The organism is Microvirga sp. P4_G7 (genome assembly GCF_056401005.1).
In genome coordinates, this window is the sequence record NZ_JBFUKD010000040.1 from 1 (window position 1) to 12,373 (window position 12,373).

Genomic DNA, 12,373 nt, shown 5'->3' on the forward strand with positions numbered 1-12,373 from the left:
CGCCCATGCCGACGAGATTCGAGCGGTGGATGCGCTCGAAGCTCTCGGCGATGACCGCGCGCACGCCCAGGAGGTTCGTGCCCTTGGCCGCCCAATCGCGTGAGGAGCCGGTTCCGTATTCCTTGCCGGCGAGCACCACGAGCGGAACGCCTTCCTTCTGGTAGCGCATGGCGGCGTCGTAGATCCACATCCGCTCGCCCGAGGGTTGATGGATGGTGTAGCCGCCTTCGACCACGTTGCCGGTCTCGTCGCGCACCATCTGGTTCTTGATGCGGATATTGGCGAACGTGCCGCGCATCATGACTTCGTGGTTGCCGCGTCGCGTCCCGTACTGGTTGAAATCGGCGACGCGCACCTGGTGCGCCTGAAGATATTCACCGGCCGGCGAATTGGCGCGGATGTTGCCCGCGGGCGAGATGTGATCGGTGGTGATCGAATCGAGGAACAGGCCGAGAATGCGTGCGTTCTCGATGTCCTTGATCGCCTTCGGCTCTTTCGTCATGCCTTCGAAATAAGGCGGGTTCTGAATGTAGGTCGAACCCATGTCCCATTCGAAGGTGAGCCCCGGCTCCACCGTCACCGATTTCCAGTTGTCGTCACCGGTGAACACGTCGGCATAGCGGCTCTTGAAGAGTTCGCTGGTGATCGTGCGGTCGATGAACTCCTGCACTTCGGTCGACGACGGCCAGATGTCCTTCAGATAAACCGGCTTGCCGTCCGAGCCGATGCCGAGAGGCTCGGTGGTCAGATCGACGAACATCGACCCGGCGAGCGCATAGGCGACGACGAGCGGCGGCGAAGCGAGATAGTTCGCGCGCACGTCCGGATTGACGCGGCCTTCGAAATTGCGGTTACCCGAGAGCACCGATACCGCAACGAGATCGTTGTCGTTGATCGCCTTCGACACGTTCTCCGGCAGCGGGCCGGAATTGCCGATGCACGTGGTGCAGCCGAAACCGACGAGATTGAAGCCGAGTTTGTCGAGATCGCCCTGGAGGCCGGCTTTCCTGAAGTATTCCTCGACGATCTGCGATCCGGGCGCGAGGGAGGTCTTCACCCACGGCTTCGACTTCAGGCCTTTGGCGACCGCATTGCGCGCGAGAAGCCCGGCGCCGATCATGACGCTCGGATTGGATGTGTTGGTACACGATGTGATCGCCGCGATCACCACGTCGCCGTGGCCGAGGTCGAAATTGGCATCGTCCACCTTCACGCGCTTTGAAATGTCGCCTGTCTTGCGGAATTCCTTTTCCATCGCGCCCTCGAATTCGGTCTTCGAATTGTCGAGGGTGACGCGATCCTGCGGACGCTTCGGGCCCGCGAGCGAGGGCTGTACGTCGTTGAGATCGAGTTCGAGCGTATCGGTGAAGACCGGGTCGGGCGTGTCGGCCGTGCGCCACATGCCCTGTGCCTTGGCGTAGGCCTCGACGAGCGCGATCCGCTCGGGCGTGCGGCTCGTGGTGGTGAGATACTCCATCGTCCGCTGGTCGATCGGGAAGAAGCCGCAGGTCGCGCCGTATTCCGGCGCCATGTTGCCGATGGTGGCGCGGTCCGCGACCGTCATGTCGGTCAAGCCGGGTCCGAAGAATTCGACGAACTTGCCGACGACGCCCTTCTTGCGCAGCATCTGCGTGACGGTGAGCACGAGATCGGTCGCGGTCACGCCTTCACGCAGCTTGCCGATGAGCCTGAAGCCGACGACTTCCGGAATGAGCATCGACACCGGCTGTCCGAGCATCGCCGCTTCCGCTTCGATGCCGCCGACGCCCCAGCCGAGGACGGCGAGGCCGTTGACCATGGTTGTATGCGAATCGGTGCCGACCAGCGTGTCGGGATAGGCGACTTCCGTGCCCGAAATGGGATCCTTGCGGGTCCAGATGGTCTGCGACAGGAACTCGAGATTGACCTGATGGCAGATGCCGGTGCCCGGCGGCACGACGGAGAAATTCTCGAAGGCCGATTGACCCCATTTCAGAAAGCGGTAGCGCTCGCCGTTGCGCTCGTATTCGAGCTCGACGTTTTTGGCGAAGGCTTTGGGGGTGCCGAACTCATCGACGATGACCGAGTGGTCGATGACGAGATCGACCGGCACCAGCGGGTTGATCTTGCGCGGATCGCCGCCGAGCATCTTCATGGCGTCGCGAAGCGCCGCGAGGTCGACGACGGCGGGAACGCCGGTGAAATCCTGCATCAGGACGCGGGCGGGACGATAGGCGATTTCCTTCTCGTCCTTGCCCTTGTTGACGAGCCAACCGGCGATGGCCTCGATGTCGGTCTTCGTGACGGTGCGGCCGTCTTCGTAGCGGAGCAGGTTCTCGAGCAGCACCTTCATGGAGAAGGGGAGCTTCGACGCCCCCGTAAGGCCGTTCTTCTCGGCCTCGACCAGGGAGTAATAGATATACGACTTGTCGCCCACCTTGAGGGTTTGGCGGGCATTGAAACTGTTAGGAAGCGTCACGGCGAATCCTCGCGTGCATTTGGGTTACGAACGTTGTGTTCGGCCGAAAGCGCGATATGCGCGCGCCGCTCCGGGGGCGCCCGGACAGGGGATAAGCGCGCGAGACGGATTGGACGCCTTGGCGCGCGGCGCAGCCGAGGGTGATATAGATCATTTCGAACGGTCCCGCTACACGGATTAGAACCGTTCTGGGGTAAATTGAGGGCAGGGGACGCGATTGCGCTTGGAAGCAAAGGATCTGGCTTGCGATCGCGGCGGGAGACGGGTGTTCGACGGTCTGTCGTTCGTTCTGAACTCCAGGGACGCGTTGATCGTCACCGGGCGCAACGGCGCTGGAAAATCCTCGCTGATCGCCATGCTGGCGGGCCGGCTGGAGCCCGCTTCCGGCACGGTGCGAATCACCGGCGCGGGCGATCGGACGCTGCCCGAGAGTCTGCATCTGGTCGGGCATCGGGATGCCCTCAAGAGCGCGCTGACGGCAGGCGAGAATCTTGCTTTCGCGCGCGATTTTCTAGGGGCTCCACGCCTCGCCGTCGATTCGGCGCTGGAGGCAGTTGGGCTCGCCCATGCTCTGCGCATGCCGGTGGCCTACCTTTCCGCCGGGCAGCGTCGCCGGGTGGCGCTCGCCCGGCTCCTTGTCGCCCACCGTCCGCTCTGGCTCCTGGATGAACCGACCGCCGCTCTCGATGCGGCTTCGCAGACGATCCTGTTGCACCTCATCGAGGATCACCGCAGTGCCGGCGGAATGGTGGTGGCCACCACGCACGCACCCCTCGATCTCCCGGGGGCCGCGACGGTGCGAATCGAACGTGCCTCGGCGCGGCCGACGGAGGCCTTCTGATGCGCGCCTTCCAGGCTCTTCTTTGGCGCGATCTCAGATTGTCGGCCCGTATCGGTGGATCGGGGGTCATGGGGCTCATCTTCTTTCTGATTATCGTCACCCTGATCCCGTTCGCTCTCGGCCCTGATCTCAACCTTCTCGCGCGAATCGGCCCGGCCATCCTCTGGATCGCGGCGCTTCTCGCGGGGTTGCTCGGCCTCGACCGCCTGTTTCAGGCCGACGAGGAGGACGGCTCCCTCGATCTCCTGCGCTCGGCGCCCCTGCCGCTCGAAGGCGTGGTGCTCGCCAAAGTACTGGCGCATTGGCTCACCACCGGCCTGCCGCTCGCCATCGCCGCGCCGTTCTTTGGATTGCTGGTCGCTCTCACGCCCGAGGCGATGGCATCGGTGACCGCGACCCTTCTCGTCGGCACGCCGGCTCTGACCTTCATCGGCGCCGTCGGCGCGGCGCTGACCGCGTCCTTGCGCCGGGGCGGTCTCATTCTGTCGCTGCTGGTCCTGCCCTTCATGATTCCGGTGCTGATCTTCGGCGTCTCGGCCGCCAACGCGGCCTTGGGGGGAACGGTGCCGTTCGCGACGCCCTTCGTCATTCTGATCGCGCTGTCGCTGATCGCCGCTGTCGTCGGAACGCTGGGCGCGGCGGCGGCCCTGCGGGTGAGTGAGTGACCCCCGCGGTTTGATCGTCGGTCACGGAATCAGGCTGATCCCGAAGGCTTGTTCGATGGCGGGTTTGCCATCGCGCTCGACCCGGTAGAGCGCTCGGTAGAGGCCGGGCGCGAAACCGCCCGCGGGCTGCTTGACGCCGGAGAACATCATCCATTGCGCCTTGTCCCGGTCGAGCGGCTGCGCGCGGTTCTGCGCCAAGGCCTTTCCGTCGGGATCGATGAGGATCAGCGTTTGGACGTCGCCGCGGCGAAGTCCGATCGCGCGGATATAGGCGACGAGGGCCGGCGCCTTCGTCGTCGGCACATCGGTCTCGGCGGCGCCCGATTCGATCGCCTCCATGGTCACCGGAGCGGGCGCGAAACCTTTGTTGAGCACGCCGCCGGCTGCGTAGGCGAGCGCCTTGCCGGTCGCCTCGTCCCAGAGCGCCTTTCCATTGGTGCCGCACGTGCCCGGCGGCGCACCGAAGGCGAAGGGATCGACGGCCTTGCCGTCCTTGCGCAGGGTGAAATGGACATGGGGAAATTCGGTCAGCCCGGACAGGCCCACGCGACCGATCCGGTCGCCCGCCTTGACGACATCACCCGGCTTCACGGCGATGCTGGCCTGGCTCAAGTGGCAATATTGCGTCTGCCAGCCGCCGCCGTGATCGACCACCGCCCCGTTGCCGCACTCGGAATCCTTCACCTTGTCCTTGCCGAGCACGGCGACCGACACGTCGGGCGCCGTCTCGCGGATGCGCAACACAGTCCCGGCCGCGGCAGCCAGCACGTCGACGCCCGCTTTTTGCGCCGCCATCGTCGGCACTCGGATGTCGGTGCCGTCGTGACCGTCATAGGTGAGCGTGCCGCACCGATAATCCTTCGCCGTCGCGCTCGGATCGGTGTCGACGTAATGCTGGACGAGGCATGTCCGGCCGATCTCGCAGGCAATGGGCAGAGTCAAAGTAATGTCCTGGGCGGAGGCAGCGACGCCCAGTGCCAAGGAGAGGGCGGAGTGAAGAAAGCTCGAGAACAGCAGGCGCATGGCGGCTCCGTCATATGGACGCACGATCGCAAGTCTAGTGACGTGCTGTCGCCTCGTTAAGGAGATTCTCCGCTCGACCGTCGCGCGGCATCTTGTCGGCGATGGGATGGCAATTATGATACGATATGACATATCATAACAAACGAGATCGCGATGCCCCTGACCCTGACTTTGCAATCCTTCCGTCGCCTCGGTCCCGGTGACATCACGACCCGGATCTCCGCCGACGGGGCTCAGAGCGGCGATAGCTACGATCCCGAGAGCACACCCGACGGGCGTCTTGTGGTGTTCGACAGCAAAGCCCGCTTGACGGCCGACGATACCGATAACCTCTACGACGTCTACCTGAAGGACCTCGGGACCGGTGCTTTCACCCGGCTCTCCACGGGTGGCGCCCAGGCCGGCGACAGCTACAGCCCCCAGATCACGCCCGACGGCCGGTCCGTGGTGTTCGAGAGCAAGGCACGTCTGACAGCCGACGACACCAATGATCGCTCCGACATCTATCTGAAAGACCTCGCAAGCGGTGCCTACACCCGTGTTTCCGCCAGCGACGCTCCGGCTGGTTACAACTTCAGCCCGCAGATTACGCCCGACGGCCGCTTCGTGGTGTTCTATAGCTCCGCCCGGTTGACAGCCGACGATCCCGACTCTTCTTTCGACGTCTATCTGAAAGACCTCACGAGCGGCACGGTGACCCGTGTCTCCGCCGATGGCGATCCGGCCGGCAACAGCGTCAGCCCGCAGATCACGCCCGACGGCCGCTTCGTGGTGTTCAGAAGCACGGCCGGTATGATTGCGGACGATACCGACAATCTCAATGACATTTATCTCAAGGATCTCACGAGCGGCTCACTGACGCGCATCTCCGCCGGCGGCACTCAGGCCGGCAACAACTACAGCCCCCAGATCACGCCGGACGGGCGTCATGTGGTGTTCGTCAGCGAAACCCGCCTGACCGCGGACGATACCGACGATCTTGATGACGTCTATTCGAAGGACCTTGCGAGCGGCGCGTTCACCCGCCTCTCGGCGGGCGGAGCCCAACCCGGCAACAGTTATGTCCCTCAGATGACGCCGGATGGGCGCTCCCTGGTGTTCGGCAGCGGCGGTCGCCTGACGGCCGACGATACCAACGATTTTATCGACATCTACCTGAAGGACCTTGCGAGCGGCGCCTTCACCCGCCTCTCCGCCGGCGAAGTCCAGCCCGGCAATAGTTATGTCCCTCAGATCACGCCGGACGGACGGGCCGTGCTCTTCGCAAGTGAGGCTCGCCTGAGCGCCGACGATGCCAATGATAGCTCCGACATCTATCGGGTCGACATCGCCTATGCCCCTCTTCGGAAGCCCATCACGGAGGGGCGCTATGTGGAGGCGAAGCTCGGCGTCGGGGCGGCCGCGAAGGTCGAGGTGGCGTGGGGCGACGGGACGAGCGGCACGGTGACGCCGGTGGGCGGCAGCGCTGCCTTCAGCCACGCCTATGCGGCGGGCGGGGCCAAGGCYGCGGTGGTGACGGTCAGCGAAGGCGGGCAGAGCTGGGCGGTGCCCTAYAAGGTCGATCTCGCCGCCGGCCAGATGAGCCGCGACACGGCCCGCGCCGACATCCTGTCGGGCGGYGCGGCGCGCGACGTGCTGACSGGCGACGCCTTCGCCAAYATCGTCAAGGGGGGAGGCGGCAACGACGTCCTTGTCGGTGGRGSCGGCAACGACACCCTCGTGGGCGGTCTCGGCAACGACGCCCTGACCGGCAGCGCCGGCAGCGACCGYTTTCAGTTCGAGGCCAAGCTGAACGGCAAGACGAACCGTGACACCCTCAAGACCTTCGAGAACGGCAAGGACAAGTTYCTGCTCGATCATCATGTCTTCAAAGGCATGGGCAAGGGCTCGGCGGCCGGCAAGGCGCTGAGCAAGAAGTTCTTCAGCTTCAGCGACGCGATCGACAGCAAGGACGATCACATCCTCTACGACCGGAGCACCGGCGTGGTGTCCTGGGACCGGGACGGCAACGGCAAGGCCAAGGCGATCGCCTTCCTCGTGCTCAAGAAGGGCTTGTCCGAAAAGCTCCTCGACGCCGGCGATTTCTGGATCGTCTAGATCCTCAAACGCTCCACACTGCGCCGAGGGAGACGAGGAAGGCGCGACGCTTCCTCGTCACTCCGTGGGAAGAGGGCATGGAGGGCCTTGCGGCAATCCTCACGTTGCAGGTCGCGCGCCGTCCCGCTACATCGGTGGCCATGCTGCGTGATCTCGCCAATCCCACCCGTTTCATGGCCTATAGCGGCCGGCTGCTGCCCTGGATCGCCGGCCTTGCCGTCGTGACCCTCGTCGTCGGCCTCTACATGGCCTGGTTCGTCGCCCCCGCCGATTACCAGCAGGGCGAGACGGTGCGGATCATGTATATCCACGTCCCCGCGGCGTGGCTCGGCCTATTCTTCTACACCTTGATGGCGGTTTCGGCGCTTGGAACGCTGGTCTGGCGCCATCCTCTCGCCGATGTGTCGCAGAAGGCTGCGGCGCCCATCGGTGCGGCCTTCACCTTGATCTGTCTCGTCACCGGCTCCCTGTGGGGCAAGCCCATGTGGGGCACCTACTGGGTCTGGGACGCCCGCCTGACGTCGGTCCTGGTCCTCTTCCTGATGTATGCGGGAATTCTCGCGCTGTGGAACGCCATCGAGGAGCCGAACCGGGCGGCCCGCGCGGTGTCGATCCTCACCCTCGTCGGCGCCATCAACGTGCCGATTGTGAAGTTCTCGGTCGATTGGTGGAATACGCTGCATCAGCCCGCGTCGGTTTTCCGCATCGGCGGACCCACGATTCACGCCTCGATGCTGATACCTCTTCTCGTCATGACAGTGGCGTTCACGCTCGTCGGCGTGACCCTGCATCTCGCCGGGATGCGCACCGAGATATTGCGACGGCGGGTGCGCACCCTCACGATTCTCGAGGCGGAACGCCTCGATGCGCAGGCGGCCTGAATGACCACGCACACGATGTTTATCGCGGGGGCTTACGGCGTGACGGCCTTGATCGTCGCGGGGTTGGTCCTGCGGGCGGTCGTCGATCACCGGGCGCAAAAGCGCGCCCTTTCGGATCTCGAGACGCGTGGCGCCGGGCGGAGATCACGCCGTGGCTGAGGTCGCCCCTGCGCCCCGGCGTTTTCGCCCGCTCTTCCTCGTCCCGATCGGCGTCTTCGCCGTTCTCACGGCGCTGTTTCTGTTTCGCTTGGGCGAAGGGGGCGACCCGTCGCGCGTGCCGTCGGTGTTGATCGGAAAGCCGGTCCCGGTCTTCTCCCTCGCCCCCCTGGAAGGGTTGTCGCGCAACGGCCAGCCGGTGCCCGGTTTCGGGAGCGAGGATCTCAAAGGCCGAGTGAGCGTGGTCAATGTCTGGGCGTCCTGGTGCGTGCCTTGCCGGCAGGAACACCCGCTTCTCGCCGATCTCGCCAAGGATCCATCGATCCGATTGGTCGGGATCAACATGAAGGACAACGCTGAGAACGCCCGCCGCTTCCTCGGCGCTCTCGGCAACCCTTTCGCTGCAATCGGCATCGATCCCAATGGGCGCGCCGCCATCGATTGGGGCGTCTATGGTGTCCCGGAAACCTTCATCGTCGGCCCGGACGGCACCATCCGCTACAAGCAGATCGGCCCCCTGACACCGGAAACGATGCCGCGCTTCAAGGAGGCGTTGGCCCAAATCCCGCGCGCTTGAGCTTCACGATCGCCAGATCCAGCGCCGAGAGAAAGGCCGATCGGTCGCGGGGGGAGAAGGGTTTTGGGCCACCGCCCATTTCGCCCATGGCGCGCAGGTCTTCCATCAGGGAACGGGTGGCGAGCGCCATGCCGATGGACGACGCGGTGAAGGGGCGGCCGGTCGGGCCGATGACCTCCGCGCCTTGCTTGAGGCTGCGGTCGGCAAGCGGAATGTCGGCCGTGATAACGATGGCGCCGGCGCGCGCCCGCTCCGCGATCCAATCGTCCGCGGCGTMGAAACMGGAGCTGACGACCACGCGCTCGATCAGCGGATCGCGGGGGACGTTGATGAAGCTGTTGGCGACCACGTAGGTCTTGACGCCGTAGCGTTCCGCGACCCGGTACACCTCCGCCTTGACCGGGCAGGCGTCGGCGTCGACGTAGATCTCGATGGGCGGCAGGCTCGTCACGGCAATCATCCCCTTCGTCGAGACCCGCTTCGCCTCTTCCGGGCTTCGGGTCAAGCGCAGGACTTCGAGTCAAGCAGGACTTCGGTACATCGCAGGGTGCCGACGGGGCGGATCGATTCACAAACGCGCTCGCGCTCGCTACACTGTCCGGACATGGGAACCCTTTCGTGACATCGTCCCCCAGTTTTTCGGCCCTGCGGGCCCAGCGCACTCCGAAACATAAGCTCGACGATGCCACCGAGCGTCTGATCCGTGAGGCGGATGTCGCGGCGGTGCGGCGTGCCGGCTATGCGCGCGTCGTCGTCGCCTGCATCCTTCTGCTCTCGGTTCTGGCCACGACGACAGGCCGTGAACTGACCGACGAGCTCGTACGGCGACAGGTCCGCATCGGCGAGGTGACGATGGTGCTGTTCGGGGTCTTCGGTCTCCTCAGCGCATGGCTTGCGTCCCGACGCATTGCGGTTCCCGCGCTTCCAGCCGTCACCGCTACGCTCGATGCCGCCCTCATTCTCGGCAACCTGGCTTATAGCCATTGGGGATTGGGCGTGCCCGGCGCGCTCTTTTCGACTTTCCCGGTGGTCTGGGTCGCGCCGATCGCCATGGCGGCGACGGCGATTCACTATCATCCGGCTCTGCAGGCGTATGTCGCCTTTCTCTATCTCGCCGGTTTCTCGCTGATCGCTTTCTCGGGCGACTGGCTGACCTTCGGATCCGTCTTCGGTGCGGACGAACTGACGGGGCAATATTCATGGCAGGCGAATCTCGTTCGTCTCGTCATGTTGTTCGCCACCGCGCTGATGCTGCTCGTCGTTGCGCGCCAGGGACGCGCGCTGCTGGAACGGGCCGTGCGCGAGACGACGATGCGGCTCAGTCTCACACGTTACTTGCCGAGCGAACTCGCGCCGATCCTCACCGATCAGGAATTCGCGGAATTGCGATCCGGCCGGCGCATCACGGCGACGCTGCTCTTCGTCGACATTCGTGCCTCGTCCACCTTCGCAGAAACCATGGATCCGAACAGGCTCGCCATCTTCATGTCGGCCTTTCGCCGTCGGGTCATGCGCGCCACGGCGCAAACCGGCGGCGTCATCGACAAGTTCACCGGCGACGGCGCGCTGATCCTGTTCGGCGTACCATCCGGCAAACCGAGCGATCCGGAACGCGCGATCGCCTGCGGGCATCTCTTGCGCGAGTTGATCCGACGCTGGAACGAGAAGCGCAATTTCGATCCGCCGGTGCGCATCGGCATCGGCATTCACACGGGCGAKGTGTTCTGCGGCGTCGTCGGCGACAAGGATCGACTCGAATTCACCGTTCTCGGCGAGACGGTCAATATCGCGGCGCGCATCGAGCAAGCGACGAAGGTCACGGACCAACCGCTTCTCGTCTCTCAGGAAACGCTCGATGCGGCGGGAGAAACCGACGGGTGGATCGAAATAGACTGCCCGCCGCTTCCGGGCATCAACCGTCCTCTGAAACTGATGGCGCCGATCGAGGCGAGCTCCTGAAAGCGATACTTACGCTTCGCCCTTCTTGCTCGTGTCATGGCGCAGCAACAGCGGTGTCTGCGAGAGTGCGAAAGCGAGGGTCAGGGGCATGATGCCGAAGACCTTGAAGCTGACCCAGAAATCCGTGGTCTGCGTGCGCCACACCACCTCGTTGAGGGCGGCGAGAACGAGGAAGAACAACGCCCAGCGCAGGGTCAGCTTACGCCAGCCCTCGTCGGTGAGCTCGAACACGCTGTCGAGAACGATGGCGAGCAGCGGTTTGCGAAAGTACAAGCCGCCCAACAAGATGAAGCCGAACATGGCATTGACGATGGTGGGCTTGAGCTTGATGAAGACGTCGTTCTGCAAGGCGAGCGTCAGGCCGCCGAACACCACGACGACGACGCCGGAAATCATCGGCATGATCGGTAATTTGCGCACCAGCGCGTAGTTGATCGCGAGCGCGATCAAGGTCGCCGCGATGAACAGCCCCGTCGCCGCATAGATCCGCCGATCCTGCGCAAAGCCGAAACGGTCCGCGTAGGCATTGGCGAGAAAGAACAGCACCAGCGGGCCGAGCTCGAGAACGAGCTTGAGAAGCGGGTTGAGGCGTTTGGGTTCGGTCATGTCACTCATCGGGCGGTGCGATTTCACCGGAGAACCGGCTCCTGTCGCAAATTCTTCAAGTCATTTTGCGAAGGCGGATCATTCTTCTAGCCCGGCGATGGCGCGAGCGAAATCCCCGGCGGCGAAAGGCTCGAGATCGGCCACGCCTTCGCCGACGCCGATGAAATGGACCGGCAGCCCGAATTTCGCCGCCAGCGCCACCAGGATTCCGCCGCGCGCCGTGCCGTCGAGCTTGGTCATGACGAGACCGCTGATGCCTGCGGCCTTCTGAAACAGCTCGACCTGACTGAGCGCGTTCTGGCCGACGGTGGCGTCGAGCACGAGCAGGGTCGCGTGGGGTGCGCTGGGCTCGAACTTCTTGATGACGCGGATGATCTTCTCGAGCTCGGCCATGAGCCCGGCCTTGTTCTGAAGCCGCCCGGCCGTGTCGATGAGCAGCACGTCGGTGCCTTTCGCCTTGGCTTCCTGCAAGGCGTCATAAGCAAGGCCGGCGGCGTCCGAGCCTTGTTCGCGGGCGAGGACCGGCACGCCGACACGCTCGCCCCAGACCTTGAGCTGCTCGATGGCGGCGGCCCGGAAGGTGTCCCCGGCGGCGAGCATCACCGAGAGACCCTGATCGCGGAATTTCTGGGACAGCTTGCCGATGGTCGTGGTTTTTCCGGAGCCGTTCACGCCGACCATGAGAATCACGTACGGCTTGTGTCCGCGGTCGATCACGAGCGGCTTTGCCACCGGAAGAAGCGCCTTCTCCACTTCGCCGGCAAGAATCGCCTTCACTTCGTCGGGGGCGATTTCCTTGTCGAAGCGCCCTTTGGCGATCGCTTGGGTGATGCGCGTGGCCGTCTCGACGCCGAGATCGGCCTGGACCAGCGCATCCTCGAGATCCTCCAGGGTCTGAGCATCGAGCTTGCGCTTGGTGAACAGGTTCGTGACGCTGTCGGAGAGAGACGACGAGGTGCGGCGCATGCCGTCCCGCAGGCGCTGCCACCAATTCTGCTTTTCCGGTGCGGGCGCCGGCGGGGTGATGTCTCGTAGGGCCGGATGGCCCTCGTCGTTGGGATCGATCGGCTGCAAATCGGCGCCCAACAATTCCGGTGGCAGATCCTCGAC

General features: G+C 64.4%; 12 protein-coding genes. 7 read left to right on the forward strand and 5 right to left on the reverse strand.

The features are described 5' to 3' along the window. On the reverse strand, window positions 1–2,458 hold a 2,458-nt coding region (gene acnA, locus AC1DT3_RS04095; protein WP_477463971.1), incomplete at its 3' end, for an aconitate hydratase AcnA. A gap of 217 nt (window positions 2,459–2,675) precedes the next feature. Here acnA and ccmA point away from each other — a divergent pair. Further along, entirely contained in the window at window positions 2,676–3,299 is a 624-nt protein-coding gene (ccmA, locus tag AC1DT3_RS04100; protein WP_477463972.1) for a heme ABC exporter ATP-binding protein CcmA, read from the forward strand. After that, window positions 3,296–3,964: a heme exporter protein CcmB gene (ccmB, locus tag AC1DT3_RS04105; RefSeq protein WP_477463980.1), complete on the forward strand. Its 669-nt coding sequence runs from the start codon at window positions 3,296–3,298 to the stop codon at window positions 3,962–3,964. Before ccmA ends, ccmB begins: the two co-directional genes overlap by 4 nt. Window positions 3,965–3,985: 21 nt before the next feature. Here ccmB and AC1DT3_RS04110 read toward each other — a convergent pair whose 3' ends face one another. Further along, the gene (locus tag AC1DT3_RS04110) at window positions 3,986–4,987 is read right to left on the reverse strand and encodes a M23 family metallopeptidase (RefSeq protein ID WP_477463973.1); all 1,002 of its coding nucleotides are present in this window, start codon (window positions 4,985–4,987) and stop codon (window positions 3,986–3,988) included. A 153-nt stretch (window positions 4,988–5,140) separates the two neighbouring features. Here AC1DT3_RS04110 and AC1DT3_RS04115 point away from each other — a divergent pair, with 153 nt between their 5' ends. The 4 genes from AC1DT3_RS04115 (at window position 5,141) to AC1DT3_RS04130 (ending at window position 8,698) form a co-directional block, all read left to right on the forward strand. Then, window positions 5,141–7,084: a hypothetical protein gene (locus AC1DT3_RS04115; RefSeq protein ID WP_477463974.1), complete on the forward strand. Its 1,944-nt coding sequence runs from the start codon at window positions 5,141–5,143 to the stop codon at window positions 7,082–7,084. Window positions 7,085–7,224: 140 nt separating this feature from the next. Further along, the gene (locus AC1DT3_RS04120; protein ID WP_477463981.1) at window positions 7,225–7,965 is read left to right on the forward strand and encodes a heme ABC transporter permease; all 741 of its coding nucleotides are present in this window, start codon (window positions 7,225–7,227) and stop codon (window positions 7,963–7,965) included. Beyond that, on the forward strand, window positions 7,966–8,124 hold the full coding sequence (gene ccmD, locus AC1DT3_RS04125; RefSeq protein WP_477463975.1) for a heme exporter protein CcmD: 159 nt from the start codon (window positions 7,966–7,968) through the stop codon (window positions 8,122–8,124). After that, window positions 8,117–8,698, forward strand: a complete 582-nt coding sequence (locus AC1DT3_RS04130; protein WP_477463976.1) for a DsbE family thiol:disulfide interchange protein — start codon at window positions 8,117–8,119, stop codon at window positions 8,696–8,698. Before ccmD ends, AC1DT3_RS04130 begins: the two co-directional genes overlap by 8 nt. On the opposite strand, the gene AC1DT3_RS04135 is transcribed toward AC1DT3_RS04130, so the two are convergent. After that, window positions 8,664–9,158 carry a YaiI/YqxD family protein gene (locus tag AC1DT3_RS04135; RefSeq protein WP_477463982.1) on the reverse strand — a complete coding sequence of 165 codons (495 nt, stop codon included), beginning with the start codon at window positions 9,156–9,158 and terminating at the stop codon, window positions 8,664–8,666. The genes AC1DT3_RS04130 and AC1DT3_RS04135 overlap by 35 nt on opposite strands. A 158-nt stretch (window positions 9,159–9,316) precedes the next feature. Here AC1DT3_RS04135 and AC1DT3_RS04140 point away from each other — a divergent pair, with 158 nt between their 5' ends. Then, window positions 9,317–10,657, forward strand: coding sequence for an adenylate/guanylate cyclase domain-containing protein (locus AC1DT3_RS04140; RefSeq protein WP_477463977.1), 1,341 nt, complete (start codon window positions 9,317–9,319; stop codon window positions 10,655–10,657). 9 nt (window positions 10,658–10,666) lie between these two features. Here the strand turns inward: AC1DT3_RS04140 and AC1DT3_RS04145 are convergent, their stop codons facing one another. Further along, window positions 10,667–11,263, reverse strand: coding sequence for a septation protein A (locus AC1DT3_RS04145; RefSeq protein ID WP_477463978.1), 597 nt, complete (start codon window positions 11,261–11,263; stop codon window positions 10,667–10,669). Between the two features lie 78 nt (window positions 11,264–11,341). Continuing rightward, window positions 11,342–12,373 (reverse strand): signal recognition particle-docking protein FtsY (gene ftsY, locus AC1DT3_RS04150; protein ID WP_477463979.1); only part of this gene is annotated, 1,032 nt, incomplete at its 5' end.

Coding starts and splice junctions, on each gene's coding strand:
- AC1DT3_RS04110 (WP_477463973.1), bottom strand. CDS start 4,987: ATGCGCCTGCTGTTCTCGAGCTTTCTTCACTCCGCCCTCTCCTTGGCA.
- AC1DT3_RS04120 (WP_477463981.1), top strand. CDS start 7,225: ATGCTGCGTGATCTCGCCAATCCCACCCGTTTCATGGCCTATAGCGGC.
- ccmD (WP_477463975.1), top strand. CDS start 7,966: ATGACCACGCACACGATGTTTATCGCGGGGGCTTACGGCGTGACGGCC.
- AC1DT3_RS04145 (WP_477463978.1), bottom strand. CDS start 11,263: ATGACCGAACCCAAACGCCTCAACCCGCTTCTCAAGCTCGTTCTCGAG.